The sequence below is a fragment of the Candidatus Allofournierella excrementigallinarum genome, from assembly GCF_944388085.1.
GTDB classification, from domain to species: Bacteria; Bacillota; Clostridia; order Oscillospirales; family Ruminococcaceae; genus Allofournierella_A; species Allofournierella_A excrementigallinarum.
On sequence record NZ_CALXHK010000038.1, the window covers coordinates 1 to 23,840 of the forward strand.

Genomic DNA, 23,840 nt, shown 5'->3' on the forward strand with positions numbered 1-23,840 from the left:
CAGTGGCGGGCGGCGCGGGTCTCGGGGCCGTAGACCCGGAACACGCCGTCGTTGTGGGTGGTGCGGTAGCGGAACTCTTCCTCGATTTTGTCCGAGAGTTTATAGCCGTAGGCCTCGCAGGCGCTGCGGGCCATGCGGATGCCGCCGAAGGGGTTCACGCCCCGCTTCAGCGGCTCGTCGGTCTGCAGGCCCACGATGAGCTCGTCCTCTTTGGAAAGATACCCGGGGGCGAAGGTCAAAAGGCTCATCACCGTCTCGGTGTCCACCTTCAAAACGCCGCCCTTTTCCCGCTCGGCGGCCATCAGGGCCTCCAGCTTTGCCATCAGGTGCCTGGTGCGGGCGGTGGGGCCGGCGAGGAATTTGCCGTCACCCGTATACGGTTTGTAGTTTTTTTGGATAAAATCCCGAACGTCGATTTTCTCCTGCCACGCGCCGGGCACAAAATCCTTCCACTGTTCCATAAAGCAAAACCCCTTTCGGTGTGTTTTGTGCCGCCCGTAAGAAATAAAAAAGGGCAGCACCGCGTATGCGATGTTGCCCAGACGGTCGGCATAAAACGCGCCTCACTCCCCCGTGGTGTGCCCACGAAATTCCGTCAGTTGTGAGGGCGGTGTTTTGCTGTGAAAACAATATTCAGTATACAGCAGGCGCTTTTTGTTGTCAACACACAATATCTGCCGCTCAGCCCGGCATGCAGTTTTGCAGATGGCGCAGATCGCCGCTTTCGGAAAAGTCCTCCCGGTCCAGGGTGAGGCCGGGGTTATAGTAGGGGTCGCGGATGAGGTTCTCCCGGCCGAAGCGCTCGGTGAGGCGCTTTTGCTCGCCGGCAAAGCGGGCCTTTTTGGCCTTGTCCTTCTCGTCGATGCCCCGGCTCTTGCTCTCGTAGTGGTAAAGCTGGGCGTAGGGGGTCCAGACCACCCGCCAGCCGGCCCGCCTCGCCCGCAGGCAGAAGTCCACGTCGTTGAAGGCCACGGTGAAGCCCTCGTCCAGGCCGTTCAGCGCGTCGAACACCTGGGTGCGCACCAGCATGCAGGCGGCGGTGACGGCGGAAAAGTCCTGCACGGTGGCGGCGCGGAACATGTAGCCGCCGGAGGTGCGGGGGCGGTATTTGTGGCTGTGGCCGGCGTAGCCGCCCAGGCCCGTGATGATGCCCGCATGCTGGATGGTGTCGTCGGGGTAGTAGAGCATGGCCCCGCACAGCCCCACTCCCGGGCGGCTGGCCTGCATCAGCAGTTCGGTGAGCCACCCCCGGTTGATGACCTCCACGTCGTTGTTCAAAAGCAGCAGGTAGTCGCCCTTTGCCGCCTTGCGGCCGAAGTTGTTGATGGCGGAGAAGTTGAAGCCGCCTTCGGCCTTGTACTCCACCACCCGGCAGCGGGGGTAGCCGCCGGGGCCGGCGATTTTTTTGTAGTAGTCAAAGGTGGCCGCCTCTTTGGAGTTGTTCTCGATGACGATGACCTCGAAGTTGTTCCAGCTGGTCTTTTTGTAGACCGAGGAGAGGCACTTTTCCAGGTCGCCGGTGTGGTCCATGTTGGGGATGAGGATGCTCACCAGCGGCTCGCCCTCGATCTCATAGTCCACCTTGTAGGTGCTGGGGTAAAGGCCGTCCCGCACCTCGCCCCGCTGGCCGGTGCGCTCCAGATGGTCGGCGATGGCCTTTTTTGCCGCCCTGGCCACATAGGGTTTGGCGGCGGTGCCGCCGCTGGTGGAGCCGCCGTGCACCCGCCAGTAATAGAGCACCTGAGGGATGTGATAAATCTGGGTCTCGTCCAGCCGGTCGGTCAGGCGCAGGAACAGGTCGTGGTCCTGGCTGCCGTCGCACTCGCTGCGCTCGCCCCCCGCCTCAAAGTACAGGCTGCGCTTGAAGGCGGAAAGATGGCAGATGTAGTTGCAGCAGACCAGATAGTCCGGGGCGAAATCCGGCTTGAAGTGGGCCACCATGGGCCGGCGGATGCTCTTTTTGAAGAGGGCCTCGTCGCTGTAAAGAAAATCCGCGCCGCTGTCCAGAATGGCCATCTGCAGGGTGTACACCGCATGGGGGGCCAGGACGTCGTCGTGGTCCGCCAGGGCCAGATACTCGCCCTCCGCCAGCGCCGCCGCCGCGTTGGTGTTGGCGCTGATGCCCCTGTTTTCCACCTTGACGTACTTCACCCGGTTTGCCGCCGGGGCGATTTTTTGGGCAAAGGCCGCCCGCTGGGCCACGATCTCGCCCACATAGGCGTGGGAGGCGTCGGAAGCGTCCGCCAGGCACAGCTCCCAGCGGGTGCTGGTCTGGTCAAAGACGCTGGCAAGAAATTCCCGCAGGTACTGCGCCGGCGTGTTGTAGAGCGGCACGCAGATGCTGACCAGGGGCAGGGCTGCGCCGTTTTCCCACCGGTCGGCCAGGTCCGCCCGCTGGGCCTGCAGCACCTTTTTCTTGGGCAGGTAGCGGGCCCGCTTGCCGAAGAGGCGGCGGCGGAAAAAGCCCAGCGCCCGCCGCACCATGGCGAAGAGGCCCTCGCTTTTTAAAAGGTCGAAGGCATAGCCGAACAGCTCCCGGATGCGTTTGAGTTTGAGTTTCATGGCTCATCGCCCCCAAAAGGCCCTTATTTCAGGCCGTAGTTTTCAAAAAGCAGGTTGAAGTGCCGGTTGTAGTAAGGGTCGCCCGCGGCGATCAGGCCGCCGTATTTTTGGATGAAGCGGGCCTTCTCTCCCTCGTAGCGGCGGGCGTTCTCGCTCAAAGTGTCTAGCCCGCGGCTCTTGCTCTCGTAGTGGTAGGCTTCGGCGTGGGGGGTGAACACATTGGTGAGGCCTTTTTCCCAAAGTTTCAGGCACAGGTCGATGTCGTTGTAGGCCACGGCGAAGTTCTCCTCGTCCAGCCCGCCCATCTCGTCGTAGAGGGCGGCCTTGACCATCAGGCAGGCGCCGGTGACCGCCAGCAGGTTCTGAGGCGTGGCCAGCCGGTAGAGGTCGCCCGCCGAGGCGCGGGGGTGGCTTTTGTGGCTGTGGCCGGCGGTGCCGCCAATGCCCAAAAACACACCCGCGTGCTGGATGCGGTCATCAGGGTAGTAGAGTTTTGCGCCCACGCAGCCCACGTCCGGGCGCTGGCTGAACATGAGCATCTCGGCCAGAAAGCCCTCGCTGAGCAGCTCGATGTCGTTGTTCAAAAGCAGCAGCTGCTCGCCCCTGGCAAACCGGCGGGCGAAGTTGTTCACCGCCGAGAAGTTGAAGCCGCCCTCATAGGTGACCACCTGCAGCCGAGGGTACTTCTTCTTCGCCGCCTCGTAATATTCAAAGGTGGCGGGGTCGGCGGAGTTGTTCTCCGCCACGATGACCTCAAAGTTGTCGTAGCCCGCTTTGGAGTAAAGGCTGGCAAGGCAGCGGTCCAGGTCCTCGATGTGGTCCTTATTCGGGATAAGCACGCTGATAAGGGGCGTGCCGGTGAGGGCGTACTTCACCCGGTAGGCGCCGGGGCAGCCCTCGATGCGCTTCGCCGTTCCTTCCAGGCCCACCCGCGCGAGGTGGTCGTCGATGGCCTTTTCCCCCGCCGCCAGGGCGTAGGGTTTGGCCGTTATTCCGCTGGCGGTGCTGCCCGCGTGGCTGCGCCAGATATAAAGCACATAGGAGATGTGGGCCACCTTTTCCGCGCGCTCGGTGAGGCGCAGGATGAGCTCAAAGTCCTGGCTGCCGTCGTACTCGCTGCGCTCGCCGCCGCCCGCCCGCTCAAAGAGGGGCCGGGAAAAAGCGGCCAGGTGGGTGATGTAGTTGCAGCCCCGCAGATAGTCCGGCTCAAAATCGGGCTTGAAGTGATAGTCCACCAGATGCTTTAGGTCCGCCGAGAGGACGATCTCGTCGGAGTAGACGAAGTCCGCCCCGGCCAGCACTTCCCTGGCCACCCGGTAGAGGGCGTTCGGGTAGAGCAGGTCGTCGTGGTCCAGCAGGGTGAGCCAGCCGCCGGTGGCGGCATCCAGCGCCGCGTTGGTGTTGGCGGCGATGCCGCCGTTCTCTTCCAGCTTCAGGTAGCGGATGCGCCCGTCCTTTTTTGCATAGCCCTGCGCGATGCGCCCCACTTCGCTGTGGGCGCCGTCGGAGGCGTCCGCCAGCACCAGCTCCCAGCGGGCGTAGCTTTGGGCCAGCACGCTTTTGATCATCTGGCGCAGAAAGGGCGCGGGGGTGTTGTAAAGGGGCGCGCAGACGCTGATGACGGGGCCTGCGAGGTTTTCCGCCCGCTGGGCCTTCAGCGCCCGGCGGGTGGGCAGGTCGGCCCGGTAGCGCCAGGTGTCGCGGTGCAGCGCAAGGCGGATGCGGAACTCCACCTCCCGCCAGAGGGCCTCGAAGCCCTCCTCCCGGCCCACCTGGGCGCACCAGGCGGCCACCTGTTTGATGTGGGCGGGGTCCAGAAGGCGGCGGGCCATGCCGCCCACGCTGTCTTCACGGGCAACGTCGGCGGGCAGGGGCGCTTCCAGTTCTTTTTTGTCCGGCATGGGTCGTTCTCTCCTTTGTCCCGGGCGCGCAAAACAGCCAGGGGGCCCGCCTCCTGGCTGCTAAGGGTCTCACTCGGCGTCCCGGGTGGTGTGTTTGTAGGCGCCGCACACCTCTTCGGTGGGGCCGTTCATCTTGATGCGCCCGTGTTCCAGCCAGGCCACCTTGTTGCACATGCGCTCGATCTGCTCGATGGAGTGGCTCACCAGGATCACGGTGGTGCCGCCGCTCATCAGCTTCTGCATGCGGTCCTCGCACTTTTGCTGGAACAAAAAGTCGCCCACGCTCAAGATCTCGTCGGCAATGAGGATGTCCGGCTTGGTGATGGTGGCGATGGCGAAGGCGATGCGGGCCACCATGCCGCTGGAATAGTTTTTCAGCGGCACGTCCAGAAAGTCGTGCAGTTCGCTGAATTCCACGATCTCGTCGAATTTCTCCCGGATGTATTTGGGGGTGAAGCCCAGCACCGCGCCGTTCAAAAAGATGTTCTCACGGGCGGTGAGGTCCATGTCAAAGCCGGCGCCCAGCTCGATGAGGGGGGCGATGGTGCCCCGCACCACGCAGTTGCCGGTGGTGGGCTTGTAGACGCCGCTGATGACCTTGAGCAGGGTGGATTTGCCGCTGCCGTTCAGGCCGATGAGGCCGTAGAAATCGCCCGGCTGCACCGTGAGGCTGACGTTTTTCAGCGCATAGAACTCGTCGAACTTCAGCTTGCCGTGGGCGATCTGCAAGAAGTATTCCTTCAGGCTTTCGCTTTTCTCCTTGGCGAGGTTGAAGCGCATGGAGACGTCGTTTACCTGGATGATGGGTTCCATCGTCCGCCCTCCCTCACATGTACAGGACGAACTTGTCCTGGTTCTTTTTGAATACCAAGAGGCCGAAGGCCAGCATGGCAAGGCTGCACGCCCCGCAGATGGCCACCATGTTCATCGTGAGCAGCTCGCCGTCCAGCACGGCGGTGCGGAAGGCGGTGATGTACCAGTAGATGGGGTTGAACTTGATGAGCGTCTCGAGGTACACGTTGCCGAACTGGGCCGGGTCGTAGAAAATGGCGGAGAAATACATCAGCACGGTGGTGAACACTTCCCACAGGTGGATGACGTCCCGGAAGAACACCGCCATGGTGGAGAGCACCAGCCCCACCCCCAGGCTGAACAGGAACATGGTAAGGATGGGATACGCCGCCAGCAGCACCGTGGGGTGCAGGGGGCTGCGGGTGATGAGCATGATGATGATGAGGGCGATGAAGCTGAAAAAGTAGTTCACAAGCCCGAAGCAGGTTTTTTCCAGCGGGAAGACGTATTTTGGGATGTACACCTTGCGCAGCAGCATGGCGTTGGCCATCACGCTGCCCATGGCCATGGTGGTGGACTCGCGGAAAAAGGTGAACATCAGCTGGCCGATGACCAGATAGACGGGGTAATTGGTGATGCCCTCGCCCCGGAACTGGAACAGGCTGCCGAACACCACCACCATCACGCCGCACATGAGCAGGGGGTTGAGCACGCTCCAGGCCACGCCCAGCACGCTGCGGCGGTATTTCAGCTTGAAATCCCGGCTGATGAGGTTATACAGAAGGTAGCGGTAGCGCAGGAAATCCTTGATATACAGTTTTACAGTGTTCAAGGGGCTTACCACCTCTCAAAATACTCAAAGGTCTGGCTGGCGAAGGGGGCGTGGCGCTTGTCTTTTTCGCTGAGCAGATACTCGCACCCGCAGTCCGGCCACCGGATGCCCACGGTGGGGTCATCGTAAGGGATGCCGCCTTCGGCGGAGGGGTCGTAGTAGTCGGTGCACTTGTAGCAGAATTCCGCCGCGTCGCTCAAAACCAGAAAGCCGTGGGCGAAGCCCTTGGGCACATAGAACTGGCGCTTGTTCTCCTCGCTCAAAACCACGCCGGTCCACCTGCCGAAGGTCTCGCTCGAGGGCCGGCAGTCCACCGCCACGTCGAACACCTCGCCCCTGGTCACCCGCACCAGCTTGCCCTGGGTGTGCTGTTTCTGGAAGTGCACCCCCCGCAAAACGCCCCGGGAAGAGCGGGACTGGTTGTCCTGCACGAACTCGTCGGTGATGCCGGCGGCGGCGAACTCCTCTTTCTGGAAGGTCTCCATAAAGTAGCCCCGCTCGTCGCCAAAAACCGTGGGCTCCACGATGAGCACGCCCGGCAGCTCCGTTTCGATGAATTTGAATTTCCCCATTTTGTATTACCCCTTATTCCTCTTCGTTCTGCGCCGCGAGGGCCGCTTTGAATCCCTCGTAGTCCCGCAGGTATTCGCCGCCGTCGTAGTGCTCGCTGGCCAAAACCAGCAGCACGCTGTCCGGCGAAAAGCCGTACATGTCCTTCCACACCATGCGGGGGATGTAGATGCCGGTGTTGGGCTTGTCCAGCGAGAAGACCTCCTCGCGGCCGCAGCCGTCGTCCACCCGCACCTTGCTTTGGCCCGCCACGTTGATGAGCACGAACTCGGTGCGGCGGTTGGCGTGCTGGCCGCGCACCACGCCGGCGTCGCTGCCGTACATATAGAACACCCGCTTGATCTCAAAGGGCACCTGCCGGGCGCCCTCCACCACGATGAGGCTGCCCCGTTCGTCGCCAAGGTCGGCAAAGGAGAGCATCCTCACCCGGTCGTAGTTGTCGTTTTTCATCATATCACGGCTCCCAGGCGTTGACGGCCTCGATCACATAGGTCTGTTCTTCTTCGGTCATGCCGTTGTACATGGGCAGGCTGAGCACCTCGCCGGCATAGCGCTCGGCGATGGGGTAATCCCCCCGCTTTTTGCCCAGGTACCGGTAGGCCTCCGACAGATGGGGCGGGATGGGATAGTGGATGATGGTGCCGATGCCCTTCTCTTTCAGGTAGGCAGCCAGATCGTCCCGTCCCTTTTTCACATGGATGACGAACTGGTGCCAGGTGCTGTCCGCCCCGGGGCGCACCCTGGGCAGCCGGATGAGGGGGTGGCGCAGTTCGGCCAGATACCGCCCGGCGATGGCCCGGCGCTCGGCGTCGAATTCCGGCAGGTGGGAGAGTTTTACCCGCAGCAGGCCCGCCTGTATCTCGTCCAGGCGGGAGTTGGCGCCCACCACCTGGTTGTGGTAGCGCTTTTCGCTGCCGTAGTTGCGGAACACCCGGAATTTTTGGGCAAGGGCCTCGTCGTCGGTGACGATGCAGCCCGCGTCGCCAAAGGCGCCGCACCCCTTGGTGGGGTAGAAGGAAAAGCACCCCACATCGCCGAAGGTGCCCACCGTCCGGCCCCGCCAGTGGTTGCCGTGGCTCTGGGCGCAGTCCTCCACCACCTTGAGGCCGCGGCTGCGGGCGATCTCCATGATGCGGGTCATGTCGCAGGCCTGGCCGAACAGGTGCACCGCCAGGATGGCCCTGGTGCGGGGGGTGATGGCGGCCTCGATCTTCTCCGCGTCGATGTTGTCGTATTCATCCGGCTCCACGAACACCGGGGTGGCCCCGTTCATGGAGATGCCCATAACGCAGGCGATGTAGGCGTTGGAGCAGACGATGACCTCGTCGCCCCGGCCGATGCCCAGCAGGCGGAAGCTGATCCACAGCGCGTCCAGGCCGCTGGCCAGGCCCACACAGTATTTGGCGCCGATGTATCCGGCCCACTCGGCTTCAAACTGCTCCACCTCGCGGCCCAGAATGTACCAGCCGCTACGCAGCACTTCCAGGGCTTTCGCCTCGTACTCGGCGGCGTGCAGGCTGTATTGACGGCCCAGATCGTTGGGCAGGATGTTCATCTTGGTCCCTTGCCTTTCTGCGGCGGCAGCCGCACAGAAAATACCAATTTATATTTTACCCTATCCCGTGTCAAAACGCAACAAAAAGCCGCCCGCCGGGCGGCAAAACGGCCCCGCCGGCACAACGCCGCGGCGGGGCCGCTGTGGTTTTGTGAAGGTTCAGTCCCGGCTGGGGGGCTTGGTCTGGCTGCGGGGGGCAGGCCTGTCCGCCTCTTTTTCCCAGGGGGGCGGCTCGGCGGGCAGAGGCTTGCGGGTGATGATCTCCCACTGGGCGGGGCCGGCGGCGGCGGGTTTTTTGCTGCCCGCCCTGCGCCACAGCCGCACGCCCAGCACCAGCGCCATGACGGCCGCCGCGGCGGCCACAGCGATGCCCACAGGGTCCTTCTCCGGCTCAAGGGAGGAGGCAGGCACATAGGTGCTGGCGGCCAGCACCTCGTCCACGCCGCTCACCGCCAGGCCGGCCGAGCCAAGCGCCGGGGGCTGGTAGTCGTTTTCCGGCAGGGTGTAGGTCACGCTGGCGGCAAAGGGCTGGCCCAGCACATACTGGCCGGGGATCTGATAGTCCACGGTGATGCCGTCGGTGGAGAGGTTTTTGTTCAGCAGGACGGCGGCGCTTTTGGGCTGCACCAGGGCGTTGCCCAGCGCCTCGCCGCCGCCCACCACCGGCACCTGGAAGGCTTCGTTCGGGGCGGGGATCTCCACCCGGGAAAAATTCTCATAGGCATAGTCCAGGATGGCGCAGGCGTCCCGGAACTTGTCCTCCAGCTGCTGGCACTTCAGCTCCACCGAGATGAGGCGGATGCCGCCCTGCTCGGCGTAGTTCACGAAGGTGGTGAGGGCCTGGTCGTGAAAACCGTTTTTGGAACCCTTGGCGTAGCTGCGCAGGTAGTCGCCGGAGATGCGCATCCAGTCGGTGCAGTGGAACACCCGCTGCTGGGGCTGCTTGTTGGTGGGCTCCATGGTCCAGGGGTCGGTGCGGCAGAAGATCTCCTCAAAGCCCGGCACCGAAAGGGCCCACCGGGTGATGAGGGCCATGTCCCGGGCGGTGGTGTAGTGCTCGTCGTCGTGCAGGCCGTGGGGGTTCATATAGTGGGTGTTCGAAAGCCCCAACTCGGCGGCCTTGGCGTTCATGGCGTCCACGCCGCCCTGGATGGTGCCGCCGATGTACTCGGCCAGCACATTCGCGCCGTCGTTGGCGCTCTCCAGCTGGGTGCCGTAGAGCACATCCTCCAGGCGCACCACCTCCCCCTCCTGCAAAGCGATGTGGGAGGAGCCGTATTCCAGCTGGTGCACCGCGTCGTAGCTCACGGTGAGCCGGGCGTCCAGCTGGCCCTGGGCCTTTTCCAGCGCCAGGGCCAGGGTCATGATCTTGGTGATGGAGGCGGGATAGAGCACCTCGTCGGCGTTCTTTTCCATGATGACCTGGCCGGTATCGGCGTCCATCACGATGTAGGCCTCGCAGCTCACGGCCGGCCCCTGGTAGGCCAGCGCCGCGGGCGCGAAGAGGGCGGCGGCCAGCGCCGCCGCGCAGAGTGCGGTGAAGAATTTTTTCAAGCCCAACGTCCCTTTGCTTTTCAGAAGATCCGAAACCGCGCCCCCAAAAACGTGGCGCGGGCATGTTCTGGAATATTATACATAAATTTTACTGTGCGGCACAAGGCCTGCACAAAATTTCCACAATTTGTTTAAAAAACGGGGGGGACGGTGGTATAATGGGGTGGATATGGCAGGAAAAGAGGCGGCGGCGCATGGAACAGAAAAGCATCCAGGAACAAAAGCGGGAGGCGCGGGCCGAAGCCCGCGCCCGCCTTGCCGGCTGTACGCCGGAGGACACGGCCCGCTGGGGCGAAGCAATGTTTGAATACCTGCGGCTTCTGCCGGTGTGGAACACCGCGGCCACGGTGATGTGCTTTATGAGCACTTCCTCGGAGCCGGACACCCGGCCCCTTCTGGACGCTGCGTTTCGGGAGGGGCGCGCGGTCTGCCTGCCGCGCCAGTGCGAGGCGGGCTGGATGGAGGCCCACCGGGTGGCGGCGCTGTTCGCTTTGCGGCCCGGCCCCCACGGCATCCTGGAGCCGCCCTGCACCCTGCCGGTGGTGGACCCGGCGGCCATCGACCTCATCGTGGCCCCCTGCCTGGCCGCCGCGCCCAGCGGCGTGCGTCTTGGCCACGGCGGCGGCTTTTACGACCGGTTTTTTGCCCGCAGCGGCGCGGCCCGGGTGGTCTTGTGCCCGTCGGCGGCGGTGTTCCCCAGCCTGCCCGCCGGCGAATTCGACCTGCCCGCCGACCTGGTCATCACCGAGCGGGGCATCCTCTGAAAAGCGAAAGCGGCCCCCGGAGCAAACGCGCCCCGGGGGCCGCTTTTTCACCCGGTGAGCACCGGCTGCAGCTGGCGGCCCCGCATGGCGCACTCCAGCGTGTCGCCGATGAGGGCATAGTCGCTTTGCAGGCTGGCGGGCTTTTTCAGCCAGTCGTCCTGGGCGAAGGGCACCAGGTAGAAGTTCTTGCGGTTGATGAGCCGGGCCAGGTTCTCCATGCTGGCGGCCAGGCCGTCGTTGGTGCTCACCGCCAGCACCAGCGGCTTTGCCCCCCGCAGCATGCTCTTGGCCCCCAGGGTCACCGGCGTGTCGCTGATGCCGGCGGCCAGCTTTGCCAGGGTGGCCCCGGTGCAGGGGGCGATGACCATCGCGTCCGCCATGTTCTGGGGGCCCAGGGGCTCCGCGCCCTGCAGCGTCTCGATGGGCTTGCGGCCGGTGACGGCCTCCACCTTTTCCTTCCAGCTTTCCGCCGTGCCGAAGCGGGTGTCCAGCCCGGCGGCGTTGAAGCTCATCAGCGGCAGCACCTGTGCCCCGCCGCGCACCATCGCCTCCATCGCCCCAAGCGTCTTTTCAAAGGTGCAGAAGCTGCCGCACATCGCCCACACCACACGCTTTGTCTTTGTCAAATCCCCTCTCCCCTTTCTTTCAGCATGGCAAGCACGGCCTGCGCCACGAACTGGCCCGCCGTCACCGGCGCGCAGCGGGCGGGCAGGCTGAGGGCATGGATGGCCCGCACCCCCAGCGCCCCGGCGGCCTCAAAATCGGTGCCGCCGGGCAGGCTGGCCAGGTCGATGACCAGCGCGTCCTTCGGCAAAAGCCCCAGCCGGCGCGCGTCCAGCACCGGGGCGGGCACCGTGTTCACCGCCACGTCGGTGGTTTCCAGCAGGCCGTCCACCGCTTCCATGGGCGCGGCGGCCAGCCCCTGGCTCATGGCCAGGGCCCGCTGGCCGGGGCTGCGGGCCGCCGCCGTGACGCGGGCGCCCAGCGCCGCCAGCCGCACCGCCAGCGCCTGGCCGCACCGCCCGTAGCCCAGCACCAGCACGGCGCTGCCCCAGATGGTGCGCCGCCGGTTTTGCAAAATGAGGCCGATGCACCCCTCCGCCGTGGGGATCGCGTTCAGGCGCGCCAGCTCCTCCCGCCCCAGATAGTCCGCAAGTTCGATGCCCGCGGCGGCGGCCGCCGCCTTCGCCCCGTCGCCCACCCGGCCGCCGAAGGCCGCCGTGCCGGGCCTTGCCTTTGCCAGCAGCTGTTCCAGCGCCGCCCCGTCCGCCGCCAGCGGCATGGGCAGCAGCACCCAGTTTGCCCGGGGCAGCCCCTCCGGGCCGCACACCTCAAATCCCCTCTCCCCCAGGTAGTCCGCCGCCGCCTTCTGGCGGGCGTCCTCGCCGATCACCGCGAACACCCCGGGCCGTTTTTGTTCCATCGCCCTTCCCCCCTCGCACCGGGCGCGGGCATTTGTGCGCCCGGGCCGTTCTTGTGCCGATTTGCCCCATGGTATGCGCCGCAAAGCGCAAAAGTGAACGCCGGACCGGCCTTTCGGCCCCTCTGGCCACCTTTTGTGCCGGAGGGCAAAATCCCGAAAAAAGGCCCCTGCGCGGGGGCCGAAAAGGACAATTTGCAAAAACAGCGGCATTTTTTGCCTTTTGAGTGTTTATTTCGCCGCAAAAAAATTATATAATGGAAAGCAGGATAACACTTTACTCCGGCAACGGGCGGAGCGCGCTTCGCCCCATTACGTTTTTGAGGTGACCCAAATGAGCTACATCGGCGGTTACAACCCCGGGCTTCTCCGGGGCGTGAAACACCTGCATTTCATCGGCATCGGCGGCAGCGGCATGTATCCGCTGGTGCAGATCCTCAACTCCCGCGGCTACGAGATCAGCGGCAGCGACGTGAACGAAGGCTCCATCATCGACGCGGAGCGCGCCCTGGGCATCACCGTGTACATGGGCCACGACCCGCAGAACGTGGTCGGGGCGGACATGGTGATCTACTCGGCGGCCATCCACGACGACAACCCCGAACTGCAGGAGGCGGACGCCCGGGGCATCCCCACCCTGGAGCGCAGCGTGCTGCTGGGCTATGTGAGCCGGCTGTACCCCCACAGCGTGTGCGTGGCGGGCACCCACGGCAAAACCACCACCACCTGCATGATCACCACCATGCTGGAACTGGCGGGCCGGGACCCCGCGGCGGTGATCGGCGGCAAGCTGCCCCTCATCGGCGGCTACGGCAAGGCCGGCACCGGCAGCTGCATCGTGGTGGAGGCCTGCGAGTATGCCGAGACCTTTTTGCGGCTGACGCCCCACATCGCGGTGCTGTTGAACATTGACAACGACCATCTGGACTACTATGGCACCATGGGCCAGCTGAAGCTGGCCTTCAAGAAGTTCGCGCTGATGGCCACCAACACCATCGTGGCCAACGCCGACGACGAGGGTGTCATCCAGGTCATCAACAGCATCGACCGCAATGTGCGCACCTTCGGCATCCAGAAATCGGCGGACTACCGGGCGGTGAACATCCGGGAATACAAACCCGGCTTCTATGAGTTCGACGTGCTGGAGTGGGACAACTATTACGCCCACCTGTGCCTTTCCACCCCGGGCTACCACAACATCTACAACGCGCTGGCCATGGTCAGCTGCGCCCGCGTGCTGGGCCTGGAGGCCAGCGCCGCCGAGGCGGCGGCCCGCAGCTTCTCGGGCGCCGGGCGGCGGTTCGAGGTGCTGGGCGAGGTGAACGGCGTGACCATCGTGGACGACTACGCCCATCATCCCACCGAAGTGGCCGCCACCCTGGCCACCGCCAAGGAGCTGGGCTTCAAGCGGGTGTGGGCGGTGGACCAGCCCTTCACCTACAGCCGCACCCGGGCCCTGCTGCACGAGTTCGCCGAGGCGCTCAGCGCCGCCGACCGGGTGGTGCTGACCCCCATCATGGGCAGCCGCGAGGTGGACGACGGCAGCGTGAAGAGCGAAGACCTGGCGGCGCTGATCCCCGGCTGCGTGACGGTGGCGGGCCTCAAGGAGGCCGCCGGCTACATCCGGGCCAACGCCCAGTCGGGCGATTTGGTGCTGACGCTGGGCTGCGGCGACGTTTACAAAGCTGCCCGCATGATGCTGCAATAACAAGCGCGCAAAAAGGCCCGCCGGGCGGCTTGCCCGGCGGGCCTTTTGTGCGCTCTCTTTCAGATGGTGCGCAATCCCACGCTGATGCCCAGCGCCTGGTCCACCTTCTGCTGGGCCTGGGGCGGCAGGCTGCCGGCCTTTTCCCGCAGGCGGCGCTTGTCCAGCGTGCGGATCTGCTCCAGCAAAACGATGGAGTCCCTCGTCAGGCCGCAGGTGGACGCCGGCAGCGGGATGTGGGTGGGCAGGCGGGTCTTGTCCTGCTTGGAGGTGATGGCCGCGGCGATCACCGTGGGGCTGTGGCGGTTGCCCACGTCGTTCTGCAAAATGAGCACCGGGCGCACGCCCCCCTGTTCCGAGCCCACCACCGGGCTGAGGTCTGCGTAAAACACTTCACCTCTGTGTACTTCCATGTAACTCTACCCTCCGATGTCGGCCGCCTCACAAAGGCGGCGATGGCTGCCCCCGCCCTGTTGCGCGGGGCCTCGGTGGTAGTATGCCCGGCACAGCCGGAGTTTAATCAGCCCTTTTCCAGCACCGCGAAGGCGGCGGCAAGGCCCCCCTCGTGGCTCAAAGAAAGGCTGGCGTGCAGCCCGTTTTCGGCCATGTGGGCCGCCGCCGCGCCCCGAAGCGCATAGCAGGGCGCGCCGCTTTCGGCCCGCAGCGCCTGGATGTCCGCCAGCGCAAAGCCGCCCAGCCCTTTGCCGCAGGCCTTCAAAAAAGCCTCCTTGGCGGCAAAGTTCGCCGCCGCGCTGGCCGCCCGCCGGGCCGGGGGCAGCTTTTCCAGAAAGGCCCGCTCCTCCTCGCCGAACACCCGCTGCCAAAAGGCCTCGCTGCCAAGGCTTTTTTCCATCCGTTCGATGCGCACCATGTCCACGCCCACGCCTGCGATCATGGCTCTCCGCCTCCTTTTCCCGTTCAAACCTATCCTATCACGGCCCGGCCCGGTTGGCAAGGCGGCGAAACCTGTCTTTTCCGCTTGCAAAAAGGCTTCGGGTGTGCTATGATTGGCTTTGTAAACGCGCTGACGAAGGAAAGTAGCGCCGTTTTCCCGGCACAGAGAGGGGCCCCCCGGCTGCAAGGGCCCTGCGGCGGAAGCGGAGGTGAAGTTCCCTTCCGAGCGGCTTTGCTGAACCCTCAGGGCAGTAGGCAGAGACGGGCTTCTCCCCCGTTACCGGGAGTTTGAGTGTTTGCTCAACGAGCAAAAAACCGGGTGGTACCGCGGAGCGTTTGACCGGCTTCGTCCCTGTGAAAACACGGGGGCGGGGCCGTTTTTTCTGCCCCGGAAGGAGGAAGCGCTGCAATGGAAACATCCCGCAAACAGCGGCTTTTTGCCGCCCTGTGGTGCCTTTTGTGCGCCGCGGCGGCGCTGGCTGTCTGCTCCCGCTCGTCGCCCCTCTACCCCACCAACGACTGGGTCGACGCCAACATCTATTTCACCATCGGCCGGGGCATGCTGGAGGGGCTGGTGCCCTACCGGGACCTTTTGGACCACAAGGGCCCGCTGCTCTACTTCCTCCACGCCGCGGCGGCGCTGGTGAGCGATTCCGGCTTCTTCGGCGTCTGGCTGTGGGAGGTGGCGGCGGGGGCGGCCTTTTTGTGGTTCAGCCTGCAAAGCGTGGCCCTCTTCTGCCCGCCGGGCCTCAGCCTTCTGACGGCGCCCCTTCTGGCGGGGGCGGTGTATTCCAGCCCCGCCTTTGCCCAGGGCGACAGCGCCGAGGAGCTGTGCCTGCCGCTGCTGGCCTTTTCGCTGTGGTGCCTGCTGCGGGCCTTCAGGGTGCAGGGCGCGGCGCGGCCCGGGCTCTGGCTGGTGTTCGCAAACGGCCTTGCGGCAGGGGCGGTGTTCTGGGTGAAATACACCCTGCTGGGGCTGCACTTCGCCTGGATGGCCTGCCTTGCCTTGTGGCTGTGGCTGGGGGAAAAGGTCTTTTCCTCTGCCCTCAAGGCCTGCGGGGCCTTCCTCGGCGGCATGGCGGCGGTGAGCGCGCCGGTGCTGGCCTATTTTGCCTTCCATAACAGTCTGGGCGACTTGTTCGGGACCTATTTCGTCACCAACTTCACCTCCTATTCCGATGCGCCCGCCGGGCTTGCCGTCCCCTTTTACAACATGGCGGTGAGCGGGCTTTCCACCCTGGCCGCGAACCCGGTGTGGATGGGCCTTGCCCTTTTGGGCGGCGTGTGGTTCGTCTTCGCGCCCCGGCTGCTCGCCGGCGCAGGGCGGGCCGCTCTCGCGACGATGGCTTTTTTCACCGCCTTTTTCATCTGGTGCGGCTCGCTGGGCTGGCCCTACTACGGGCTGCCGCTGGCGGTGTTCGCCCCTCTGGGTTTTGTGCCCCTTCTTTCCCTTTTGCGGCGCCTGCCCCTGCGCTTTGAGGCCCCGCGGCTTGCCGCCGCCGGGTGCGCGGCGTGCTTTGCCGCCGCGCTGGCGCTGAGTGCGCTGGCCAGCCCCAACGTGGGCTTCATGGCCCTCGAAAAAGAGGACCTGGTGCAGACGAAGTTTGCCGCCATCATAAAGGCTGAGGGCGGCGAGAGCCTTTTGAACTACGGCTTTCTGGACGGAGGATTTTATCTTTCCAGCGGCATTTTGCCCTCCTGCCGGTTTTTCTGCCGCCCGAACCTTGCCAACTGGCAGGAGCTGGAGCAGCCGGTGCGGCAGATGGTGGCCGAAAACGCCTTCGACTTCATCGTCACCCGGGAGGAAGGCCCCCTCTACGAGATGGCGGGCTACGAGCTGGTGTGCACCGGGTACCAGGAGTACGACGGCGTTTTGCAGCCTTACAGCCTGTTCCGCGCAAAGGGCTGAGCCCTTTCGCGGTGACCATAGACACAACAAACTTTCCGAGAGGAGATACGATCATGAAAGAGGCATTGGAACAGATCCGCCGGCAGGCGGGGCAGCTGATCGCCGCCGCCGGCAGTGAGAAGGCGGTGGACGAGCTGCGGGTGCGCTTTTTGGGCAAAAAGGGCGAGCTCACCGGCATCCTGAAGCAGATGGGCAAGCTCTCCGCCGAGGAGCGTCCGGTGGTGGGCGCGCTGGCCAACCAGGTCCGCGAGGAGATCGACGCGCGCATCCGCGCCCGGATGAAGGAGCTGGCGGACGCCGCCCTCACCGCCCGCCTTGCCGGCGAGACCATCGACGTGACCCTGCCGGGCAGGCGCCCGGAGCAGGGCGGCCTGCACCCCTTCCACCTGGTGCTGAACGATTTCAAGGACATCTTCCTGGGCATGGGCTTTGACGTGGTGGGCGGCCCCGAGGTGGAGCTGGACCACTACAACTTCGAGATGCTCACCATCCCCAAGACCCACCCCGCCCGCGACACGCAGGACACCTTCTACATCACCGAGAACATCCTGCTGCGCACCCAGACCAGCGGCATGCAGATCCGCACGATGGAGAAGCGCAAGCCCCCCATCCGCATCATCGCCCCCGGCCGGGTGTACCGCTCCGACGCGGTGGACGCCACCCACAGCCCCATCTTCCACCAGATCGAGGGCCTCGTTGTGGACGAGGGCATCACCTTCAGCGATTTGAAGGGCACGCTGGAGGTGTTCATCAAAAAGCTCTACGGCCCCGACACCAAGGTGCGGTTCCGCCCCCATCACTTCCCCTACACTGAGCCCAGCGCCGAGATGGACATGAGCTGCTTCAAGTGCGGCGGCAAGGGCTGTTCCATGTGCAAGGGCGAGGGCTGGATCGAGATCCTGGGCTGCGGCATGGTGCACCCCAAGGTGCTGGAAAACTGCGGCATCGACTCGGAGAAATACACCGGCTACGCCTTCGGCATCGGCCTTGAGCGCGTGGTGATGATGCGCTACGGCATCGACGACATGCGCCTTCTGTACGAAAACGACCTGCGCTTCTTAAAGCAGTTTAACTGAGGACAAGGGGGACGACATCAATGGTATTACCCATGAACTGGGCGAAGGAATTCGCCGATCTTAACTGCTCCGCCAAGGAGATGGCCGACCGGCTCACCATGACCGGCAGCAAGGTGGAGTGCTATGAAAACGCCGCCGACGCGGTGGAGAACGTGGTCATCGGCCGCATCGAGTCCATCGTGCCCCACCCGGACTCCGACCACATGGTCGTCTGCCAGGTGGAGGTGGGCCAGGCCTCCCCGCTGCAGATCGTCACCGGCGCGGCGAACCTCAAGGTGGGCGACCTTGTGCCCGTGGCGCTGGACGGCTCGAAGCTGCCCGGCGGCGTGGAAATCAAAAAAGGCGTTCTGCGGGGCGTGGAGAGCTGCGGCATGCTGTGCAGCCTGGCCGAGCTGGGCCTGACCACCCACGACTTCCCCTACGCCATCGAGAACGGCATCCTGGTGCTGGACGGGCGGGATTACCCCGAGGGCATGCCCGCCCCCGGCACCCCCGCTGTGGAGGCCCTGGGCATGGACGACGTGGTCTTTGAGTTCGAGATCACCCCCAACCGCCCCGACTGCCTGGCGGTGCGGGAGCTGGGCCGGGAGTGCGCCGCCACCTTCGGCGTGCCCTTCAAGGACCATGTTCCCGAAGTGAAGCCCGGCCACGGCAATGTGAACAGCCTTTTGAAGGTGGACATCGAGAACAGCGAGCTGTGCATGCGCTACTGCGGCGCGGTGGTGGAGAACGTGCGCGTTGCCCCCAGCCCCAAGTGGATGCGGGACCGGCTGCGGGCCTGCGGCGTGCGCCCCATCAACAACCTGGTGGACATCACGAACTACGTGATGCTGGAGTACGGCCAGCCCATGCACTGCTTTGACCACAAGTATGTGAACGGCCAGCACATCCATGTGCGCAACGCAAGGCCCGGCGAGCACATCGTCACCCTGGACGGCGTGGACCGCGCCCTCAGCGAGGAGATGCTGGTCATCGCCGACGACGCGGGCCCCATCGGCGTGGCCGGCGTGATGGGCGGCGAGTACAGCGGCACCTACGAGCACACCACCACCGTGGTGTTCGAAAGCGCCATGTTCTACGGCCCCTCCATCCGCACCACCGCCAAAAAGCTGGGCCTGCAGACCGAGGCTTCCGCCAAGTACTCCAAGGGCCTTGACCCCAACACCTGCGCCCCTGCCCTGGCCCGCGCGCTGGAGCTGGTGCAGCTGCTGGACGCCGGCGACGTGGTGGACGGCGTGGTGGACATCTACCCCGCGAAGCGCACCGAGAACCGGGTGCCCCTGCGGCCCGAGGTCATCAACCGGCTGCTGGGCACCAGCCTCTCCCGCCAGGAGATGGTGGACATCCTCGAACCCCTGGGCTTTAAGCTGGAAGGCGACGTGGTGGTCTGCCCCACCCTGCGCGACGACGTGAAACGGGACTGCGACCTGGCCGAGGAAGTGGCCCGGTATGTGGGCTACAACAAGCTGCCCAGCACCCTGATGCGGGGCGTGGCCGAGGCACGGCCCACCCCCCGCCAGAGCTTTGACGAAAAGCTCACCCGCACCCTGGCGGGCTACGGCCTGTGGGAGTGCGAGACCTTCAGCTTCTACAGCGCCAAGTGCTTCGACGCCATCCATCTGCCGGAGAACGACCCCCTGCGCAGCGCGGTGGTCATCTCCAACCCCCTGGGCGAGGACACCAGCATCATGCGCACCACCGCCCTGCCCAGCGTGATGGACGTGGTGGGGCGCAACTTCAGCGCCCGCGCCGCCGAGTGCGCGGTGTTCGAGCAGGCCACCGAGTACCTGCCCAGCGCGCTGGCGGACGAAGTGGCGGACAACGACTTCAACGACTATCCCGCCCTGTGCAGGAAGCTGGCCGCCGAGGGCAAGACCCCCAGCGACCTTTTGCCCACCGAGGTGCAGAAGCTCATCCTGGCGGCCTACGGCCCCCAGTGGGACTATCTGGCCATGAAGGGCGTGGTGGAGGGCCTGCTGGCCACCGCCGGCATCAAGGACTTCACCGTGCGGCGCAACGCCGAGGGCGCCGCCTTCCACCCGGGGCGCGCCGCCGACATCTTTGTAAAGGGCGAAAAGGTGGGCACCGTGGGCGAAGTTCATCCCGCCGTCTGCTCGAATTACGGCGTGAAGGCCCGGGTGGTGGCCGCCGACCTGAACCTCGACAAGCTGTTCGAGCTGCGGGGCGGCGAGCCTCAGTTCGCTCCGCTGCCCAAGCACCCTGCCACCAGCCGCGACCTGGCCCTGGTGGCCGACGAGGCCGCGCCCGCCGCCGCGCTGGCCGGGTGCATCAAGGCGAACGCCGGCGAGAACCTCGAAAGCCTGGCCCTTTTCGACGTCTACACCGGCGAAAAGGTGGGCGAAGGCAAAAAGAGCCTGGCCTACAACCTGGTGTTCCGCGCAGCGGACCGCACCCTCACCGACGAAGAGGTGGACGGCGCCATCCAGCGGGTGCTGAAGGCCCTGGGCGAGATGGGCGTGGCCCTGCGCAGCTGAGCGGTTTTGGAAACAATCAACAAAAATGTCACGCTTTTGTAGTGCTCCTCTGCTTGCAAACGGTGAGATTATCCTGTATACTATTGCATATAAACTACTGCCTTGGTAAAGGGGGGCTTCGAGATGTCTGATCCTACCGCTGTATTCTCCATCTACGACGAGCGCGACCGCGAGATCCGCGCCGTGGTGCAGGAGGTGTACGACGCACTGAAGGAAAAGGGATACAACCCCATCAACCAGCTGGTGGGCTACATCCTCTCGGAGGACCCCACCTACATCACCACCTACAAGAACGCCCGCTCTCTCATCCGCAAGGTGGACCGGGACGACCTTTTGCAGGCGCTGGTGCGCAATTACGTGGATCCCTGATCTTTCAAGGGGGCCCCGCCGGGCGGCGGGGCCCCTTTTCTTGCGTTCTTTGCACCCCGGCCCATTTGCAAAGGCCGGGGCTTTTTGCTATACTGATGCGTGTATCCTGAACCATGGAAGGGGGCGGGCGCATGGCGCCGATCCGGGTGCTTCACTGCGTGGCGGGCCTGGGCCACGGAGGCTACGAAAGCCTCATCATGAACCTCTACCGCAACATCGACCGGGAGAAGGTGCAGTTCGATTTTGTCTCCTCCTTTGCCGGCGTGTACGAGCCGGAAATCAAGGCGCTGGGCGGCGTGATCCACCGCATCCCCTTCATCACCCAGAAAGGCCCCTTCGTCTACACCGCCGTCCTGGACCGGGTGCTGCGCTCTGGGCCCCGCTATCCCATCGTCCACTCCCACATGGACAAATTCAGCGGCCTTGTGATGAAGCGGGCGGCGAAGGCGGGCATCCCGGTGCGCATCGCCCACAGCCACAACACAAAAAACGAGGGCGGGCTTGCCTTTCAGCTGGTGAAGGACCACTACGGCCGGATGGTGCTGCCCTGGGCCACCGATCTGTTCGCCTGCAGCAAAGCCGCCGCCGGCTGGATGTTCGGCGAAAAGGCCGCATCCGCACGCATCCTCTTCAATGGGGTGCAGCCGGAGCGCTTTGCCCCCAGCGCCGAGGCCCGAAGCCGCATCCGCGCCGAGCTGGGCCTTGCCGAAGGCGCCTTCGTGGCCGGGCATGTGGGCCGGTTCACCGAGCAGAAAAACCACGCCTTCCTTCTGGAAATTTTTGCCGCCCTCCACGCCCGCCGGCCCAACAGCGCCCTGCTGCTGGCGGGGGACGGCCCATTGCGCCCCAAAATGGCCGAGGCCGCCCGCAGGCTTGGCCTTGAAGGCGCGGTGCGCTTTCTGGGCCCCCGGCAGGACGTGCCGGCGCTGCTATCCGCCATGGACTGCTTCATCTTCCCCTCCCGCCACGAGGGCCTGCCGGTGACGCTGGTGGAGGCCCAGGCGGCGGGGCTGCCGGTGGCCGCCAGCAGCGCCATCACCGGCGAGGTGTGCATCACCCCGCTGGTGCGCCGGCTGGGGCTGGACCAGCCTGCGGGCGACTGGGCCGCCGCGGCGCTGGCGCTGGCAGAAGGCGGTTTTGCCGCCCGCAGCTGCCCCGCCGGGGCCATCCGCGCGGCGGGCTATGACATTGCGGACACCGCCCGCTGGCTGGAAACGTTCTATCTCGCCCGCGCCGCGGGCAGCGAGGGGTGAAACACATGGAGCGACCGCTCATCACGGTGATCGTGCTGGTCTACAACGCCGGGGACTATCTGGGCCCCTGCCTTTCGAGCATCTCCCGCCAGACCCTCGCCGACTTTGAACTGCTGCTGGTGGACAACGGCAGCACCGACGGCTCGGCCGAGGCCTGCGACGCCTTTGCCCTGGCGGAGCCCCGCTGCCGGGTGATCCATCAGGAGAATCTGGGCATCATCGGCGGGCGGGGCGCAGGGGTGCGGGCCGCCCGGGGCGAGTATCTGGCCTTTGTGGACTCGGACGACCTGCTCCACCGGCGGATGCTGGAAGTGCTGGCCGAAAGCTGCCGCTCCACCGGCCTGCCGGTGGCCTGCTGCCGTTTTCTGCCCTTTTTGGGCGAGCAGCCCCCCGAAGTGCCGGACGAGCCGGGCGGGCGGCTGCGCTTTGAAGCGCCGCTGCATCTGGACGCGCTGCTCCACGACAAGCGGGTGGAATACAGCCTGTGCAACAAACTCTACCACCGCGGCCTGTTTGAAGGGTTCGACTTCTCCTCGCCGGTCATCTACAACGAGGACCTCTATCTCAACTGGCACATCCTGCAGCGGGTGAAGGGCATGGCCTTTGTGGATCTGGTGGGCTATTTCTACCGCCAGCATGCGGCCTCCACCACCCACCGGCCCCTGAACCGCCGGGCGCTGGAGGACCAGCTGTTCGTGGCCTCCAACATCCTGGAGGAAAGCGCGGGCGGCGCGCTGGAACCTTCGGTGCAGGCTTTTTATTACGAAAAGCTTTTGTATCTGGACAGCATGATCCTGCGGCAGGAGAACGCCCAGGACTTTGCCGCCGACCACCGCATGCTGCGCGGCCAGCTGCGCCAGAGCCTGCGGCGGGCGCTGGCCATGGGCCGCCTGCCCGTCAAAATGAAGGCCGCGGCGCTGGCGGCCTGCCTGCCAGGGCCTTTCTACCGCTGGCTGTGCCGCCTTTTGCTCACCGACCGCCGCTGACCTTTCAAACCGCCCGCGTTTCGGGCGAGGTGTTTTGTATGAAGCTTCTTTTTATCCTGGACACAGTGGAATTCCCCCTGGCCCCCACCCCCGCGCTGGCGCGGCGCGTGGCGGGCCTGCTGGCGCAGCGGGGCCACGCCGTGCACCTTCTGGAGCTGTGGGACGGGCGCACCCCGCCCCCCGCCGCCCCTGGCTGCAAAAGCCACCTGCTGGCCTTTGGCGACGAGCGGCGGATGAACGAGGCGCTGGAATTCGGCCGTGCCGGGGGCACGCCGGCGCCCCTGCGCCTTGCCCGCCTTGCCGCAAAGCCCGACGCGGCGCTGGCGGCGGTGCGGCAGATCGCCCTCAAACGCCCCCGCCGCCTCGTGGCCGCCCGAAACGCCATCGAGCGGCTGGACGCCGCCGTGGGCTTTGACGCCGCGGTGGCGGTGGCCGCCCCCTACGCGGGCAGCTTTGCGCTGGCCGAAGCCGCCGTGCCCTGCACTAAAATCGACTGGCAGATGGACCCCTACGCGGCCAACGCCAGCTATTCCGCCCCCGGCGCCTGGGGGCGGGAGCGGCAGCTGGCCCAGGCCATGGACAGGCTGCTGGTGCCCCCTGCCATGGCCCGTTACTACGCCCCCGGCGCGCCGCTGGAGAGCTTTGCCGGCCGGATGCGGGTGCTGGACTTTCCCAGCCTTGTTCCTGCCGCCCCTGCCGCAGCGGCGGTGAAAAGCGGGGCCGGGCGGCGGCGGTGCGTCTTTGTGGGCAGCCTCTACCCCGCCCTGCGCACCCCGCACTACGCCCTGGAGCTGTTCCGGGCGCTGGACGACCCGGGCTGGGAACTGGTGTTCGTGGGCGGCGGCTGGGAGAACTACCCCGCCAGCCTGCCCGAGGCCTGCCGTGCCGTTTTGGGCGGGCGGCTGGTCATCACCGGCCCGCTGCCCAAAGAAAAGGCCGAGGGCTATCTGGCGGGGGCGGACGTGCTGCTGAGTTTGGGCAACGACCTGGACAACCAGGTGCCCAGCAAGCTGTTCGAGTATTTTGCCGCCGGCAAGCCGGTGCTGCATCTGGCAAAGCGGGCGGACGACCCCTGCCTTGTCTATTTCCGCCGCTGGCCCCTGGCCCTGTGCCTCTTCGAGGGCGAGGGCGCAGGCGCGGGCGTGACGGCGCGGCTGGGCCGCTTTCTGGCCGAAGAGGGCGGGCGCACCCTGCCTTTTGCCG

At 65.4% G+C, this 23,840-nt stretch carries 22 protein-coding genes, 1 riboswitch and 1 other annotated feature; of the genes, 9 read left to right on the forward strand and 13 right to left on the reverse strand.

The annotated features are described in order from the left end of the window. From ACH2AT_RS08020 to ACH2AT_RS08060, 9 genes are all read right to left on the reverse strand, one after another. On the reverse strand, nucleotides 1-461 hold a 461-nt coding region (locus ACH2AT_RS08020), incomplete at its 3' end, for a pyruvate formate lyase family protein (protein WP_394965029.1). A gap of 68 nt (nucleotides 462-529) precedes the next feature. Continuing rightward, nucleotides 530-613: riboswitch (ZMP/ZTP riboswitch) on the reverse strand. Nucleotides 614-681: 68 nt separating this feature from the next. After that, nucleotides 682-2,562, reverse strand: a complete 1,881-nt coding sequence (locus tag ACH2AT_RS08025; RefSeq protein ID WP_394965031.1) for a glycosyltransferase — start codon at nucleotides 2,560-2,562, stop codon at nucleotides 682-684. 23 nt (nucleotides 2,563-2,585) lie between these two features. Continuing rightward, entirely contained in the window at nucleotides 2,586-4,463 is a 1,878-nt protein-coding gene (locus tag ACH2AT_RS08030) for a glycosyltransferase family 2 protein (RefSeq protein ID WP_394965033.1), read from the reverse strand. Between the two features lie 69 nt (nucleotides 4,464-4,532). Continuing rightward, nucleotides 4,533-5,276 carry an ABC transporter ATP-binding protein gene (locus tag ACH2AT_RS08035; RefSeq protein ID WP_394965035.1) on the reverse strand — a complete coding sequence of 248 codons (744 nt, stop codon included), beginning with the start codon at nucleotides 5,274-5,276 and terminating at the stop codon, nucleotides 4,533-4,535. Nucleotides 5,277-5,289: 13 nt separating this feature from the next. Beyond that, nucleotides 5,290-6,087: an ABC transporter permease gene (locus ACH2AT_RS08040; protein ID WP_394965037.1), complete on the reverse strand. Its 798-nt coding sequence runs from the start codon at nucleotides 6,085-6,087 to the stop codon at nucleotides 5,290-5,292. A 5-nt stretch (nucleotides 6,088-6,092) separates the two neighbouring features. Beyond that, nucleotides 6,093-6,659 (reverse strand): dTDP-4-dehydrorhamnose 3,5-epimerase, encoded by a 567-nt coding sequence (rfbC, locus tag ACH2AT_RS08045; protein ID WP_394965039.1) that lies wholly within the window; start codon nucleotides 6,657-6,659, stop codon nucleotides 6,093-6,095. A 13-nt stretch (nucleotides 6,660-6,672) separates the two neighbouring features. Further along, the gene (locus tag ACH2AT_RS08050) at nucleotides 6,673-7,110 is read right to left on the reverse strand and encodes a sugar 3,4-ketoisomerase (RefSeq protein WP_394965041.1); all 438 of its coding nucleotides are present in this window, start codon (nucleotides 7,108-7,110) and stop codon (nucleotides 6,673-6,675) included. Between the two features lies 1 nt (nucleotide 7,111). Beyond that, nucleotides 7,112-8,212: a DegT/DnrJ/EryC1/StrS family aminotransferase gene (locus ACH2AT_RS08055; RefSeq protein ID WP_394965042.1), complete on the reverse strand. Its 1,101-nt coding sequence runs from the start codon at nucleotides 8,210-8,212 to the stop codon at nucleotides 7,112-7,114. A gap of 159 nt (nucleotides 8,213-8,371) precedes the next feature. Then, the gene (locus tag ACH2AT_RS08060; protein ID WP_394965044.1) at nucleotides 8,372-9,766 is read right to left on the reverse strand and encodes a D-alanyl-D-alanine carboxypeptidase family protein; all 1,395 of its coding nucleotides are present in this window, start codon (nucleotides 9,764-9,766) and stop codon (nucleotides 8,372-8,374) included. A gap of 194 nt (nucleotides 9,767-9,960) precedes the next feature. Here ACH2AT_RS08060 and ACH2AT_RS08065 point away from each other — a divergent pair, with 194 nt between their 5' ends. Beyond that, nucleotides 9,961-10,530 carry a 5-formyltetrahydrofolate cyclo-ligase gene (locus tag ACH2AT_RS08065; RefSeq protein ID WP_394965046.1) on the forward strand — a complete coding sequence of 190 codons (570 nt, stop codon included), beginning with the start codon at nucleotides 9,961-9,963 and terminating at the stop codon, nucleotides 10,528-10,530. Nucleotides 10,531-10,577: 47 nt separating this feature from the next. On the opposite strand, the gene ACH2AT_RS08070 is transcribed toward ACH2AT_RS08065, so the two are convergent. Beyond that, nucleotides 10,578-11,156 carry a dipicolinate synthase subunit B gene (locus ACH2AT_RS08070; protein ID WP_394965048.1) on the reverse strand — a complete coding sequence of 193 codons (579 nt, stop codon included), beginning with the start codon at nucleotides 11,154-11,156 and terminating at the stop codon, nucleotides 10,578-10,580. After that, nucleotides 11,153-11,953, reverse strand: coding sequence for an NAD(P)-dependent oxidoreductase (locus ACH2AT_RS08075; RefSeq protein WP_394965050.1), 801 nt, complete (start codon nucleotides 11,951-11,953; stop codon nucleotides 11,153-11,155). Before ACH2AT_RS08075 ends, ACH2AT_RS08070 begins: the two co-directional genes overlap by 4 nt. A 331-nt stretch (nucleotides 11,954-12,284) precedes the next feature. On the opposite strand from ACH2AT_RS08075, the gene murC reads away from it, so the two are divergent. After that, nucleotides 12,285-13,658: a UDP-N-acetylmuramate--L-alanine ligase gene (gene murC, locus ACH2AT_RS08080; protein WP_394965052.1), complete on the forward strand. Its 1,374-nt coding sequence runs from the start codon at nucleotides 12,285-12,287 to the stop codon at nucleotides 13,656-13,658. Between the two features lie 59 nt (nucleotides 13,659-13,717). Here the strand turns inward: murC and ACH2AT_RS08085 are convergent, their stop codons facing one another. Beyond that, nucleotides 13,718-14,068 (reverse strand): type II toxin-antitoxin system PemK/MazF family toxin, encoded by a 351-nt coding sequence (locus tag ACH2AT_RS08085; RefSeq protein ID WP_394965054.1) that lies wholly within the window; start codon nucleotides 14,066-14,068, stop codon nucleotides 13,718-13,720. Nucleotides 14,069-14,175: 107 nt separating this feature from the next. Further along, nucleotides 14,176-14,550, reverse strand: coding sequence for a 4'-phosphopantetheinyl transferase superfamily protein (locus tag ACH2AT_RS08090; RefSeq protein WP_394965056.1), 375 nt, complete (start codon nucleotides 14,548-14,550; stop codon nucleotides 14,176-14,178). 120 nt (nucleotides 14,551-14,670) lie between these two features. After that, nucleotides 14,671-14,906 (forward strand) — a binding site (T-box leader). 52 nt (nucleotides 14,907-14,958) lie between these two features. On the opposite strand from ACH2AT_RS08090, the gene ACH2AT_RS08095 reads away from it, so the two are divergent. The 7 genes from ACH2AT_RS08095 to ACH2AT_RS08125 all read left to right on the forward strand — a co-directional run. After that, nucleotides 14,959-16,458, forward strand: a complete 1,500-nt coding sequence (locus ACH2AT_RS08095; RefSeq protein ID WP_394965058.1) for a hypothetical protein — start codon at nucleotides 14,959-14,961, stop codon at nucleotides 16,456-16,458. 53 nt (nucleotides 16,459-16,511) lie between these two features. Continuing rightward, nucleotides 16,512-17,534 carry a phenylalanine--tRNA ligase subunit alpha gene (gene pheS / locus ACH2AT_RS08100; protein WP_394965060.1) on the forward strand — a complete coding sequence of 341 codons (1,023 nt, stop codon included), beginning with the start codon at nucleotides 16,512-16,514 and terminating at the stop codon, nucleotides 17,532-17,534. Nucleotides 17,535-17,554: 20 nt separating this feature from the next. Beyond that, complete coding sequence (gene pheT / locus ACH2AT_RS08105; RefSeq protein ID WP_394965062.1) at nucleotides 17,555-20,029, forward strand: phenylalanine--tRNA ligase subunit beta; 2,475 nt, start codon at nucleotides 17,555-17,557, stop codon at nucleotides 20,027-20,029. Nucleotides 20,030-20,152: 123 nt separating this feature from the next. Further along, nucleotides 20,153-20,398, forward strand: coding sequence for an IreB family regulatory phosphoprotein (locus ACH2AT_RS08110; RefSeq protein ID WP_394965064.1), 246 nt, complete (start codon nucleotides 20,153-20,155; stop codon nucleotides 20,396-20,398). 131 nt (nucleotides 20,399-20,529) lie between these two features. Continuing rightward, nucleotides 20,530-21,651, forward strand: a complete 1,122-nt coding sequence (locus tag ACH2AT_RS08115) for a glycosyltransferase family 1 protein (RefSeq protein ID WP_394965066.1) — start codon at nucleotides 20,530-20,532, stop codon at nucleotides 21,649-21,651. Between the two features lie 5 nt (nucleotides 21,652-21,656). Then, nucleotides 21,657-22,637 (forward strand): glycosyltransferase family 2 protein, encoded by a 981-nt coding sequence (locus ACH2AT_RS08120; RefSeq protein WP_394965068.1) that lies wholly within the window; start codon nucleotides 21,657-21,659, stop codon nucleotides 22,635-22,637. 38 nt (nucleotides 22,638-22,675) lie between these two features. After that, nucleotides 22,676-23,840, forward strand: a 1,165-nt coding sequence (locus ACH2AT_RS08125; protein WP_394965070.1) for a glycosyltransferase, incomplete at its 3' end; no start/stop codon positions are given.

Coding starts and splice junctions, on each gene's coding strand:
- ACH2AT_RS08025 (WP_394965031.1), bottom strand. CDS start 2,562: ATGAAACTCAAACTCAAACGCATCCGGGAGCTGTTCGGCTATGCCTTC.
- ACH2AT_RS08030 (WP_394965033.1), bottom strand. CDS start 4,463: ATGCCGGACAAAAAAGAACTGGAAGCGCCCCTGCCCGCCGACGTTGCC.
- ACH2AT_RS08035 (WP_394965035.1), bottom strand. CDS start 5,276: ATGGAACCCATCATCCAGGTAAACGACGTCTCCATGCGCTTCAACCTC.
- rfbC (WP_394965039.1), bottom strand. CDS start 6,659: ATGGGGAAATTCAAATTCATCGAAACGGAGCTGCCGGGCGTGCTCATC.
- ACH2AT_RS08050 (WP_394965041.1), bottom strand. CDS start 7,110: ATGATGAAAAACGACAACTACGACCGGGTGAGGATGCTCTCCTTTGCC.
- ACH2AT_RS08055 (WP_394965042.1), bottom strand. CDS start 8,212: ATGAACATCCTGCCCAACGATCTGGGCCGTCAATACAGCCTGCACGCC.
- ACH2AT_RS08065 (WP_394965046.1), top strand. CDS start 9,961: ATGGAACAGAAAAGCATCCAGGAACAAAAGCGGGAGGCGCGGGCCGAA.
- ACH2AT_RS08075 (WP_394965050.1), bottom strand. CDS start 11,953: ATGGAACAAAAACGGCCCGGGGTGTTCGCGGTGATCGGCGAGGACGCC.
- murC (WP_394965052.1), top strand. CDS start 12,285: ATGAGCTACATCGGCGGTTACAACCCCGGGCTTCTCCGGGGCGTGAAA.
- ACH2AT_RS08085 (WP_394965054.1), bottom strand. CDS start 14,068: ATGGAAGTACACAGAGGTGAAGTGTTTTACGCAGACCTCAGCCCGGTG.
- ACH2AT_RS08090 (WP_394965056.1), bottom strand. CDS start 14,550: ATGATCGCAGGCGTGGGCGTGGACATGGTGCGCATCGAACGGATGGAA.
- ACH2AT_RS08095 (WP_394965058.1), top strand. CDS start 14,959: ATGGAAACATCCCGCAAACAGCGGCTTTTTGCCGCCCTGTGGTGCCTT.
- pheS (WP_394965060.1), top strand. CDS start 16,512: ATGAAAGAGGCATTGGAACAGATCCGCCGGCAGGCGGGGCAGCTGATC.
- pheT (WP_394965062.1), top strand. CDS start 17,555: ATGGTATTACCCATGAACTGGGCGAAGGAATTCGCCGATCTTAACTGC.
- ACH2AT_RS08110 (WP_394965064.1), top strand. CDS start 20,153: ATGTCTGATCCTACCGCTGTATTCTCCATCTACGACGAGCGCGACCGC.
- ACH2AT_RS08115 (WP_394965066.1), top strand. CDS start 20,530: ATGGCGCCGATCCGGGTGCTTCACTGCGTGGCGGGCCTGGGCCACGGA.
- ACH2AT_RS08120 (WP_394965068.1), top strand. CDS start 21,657: ATGGAGCGACCGCTCATCACGGTGATCGTGCTGGTCTACAACGCCGGG.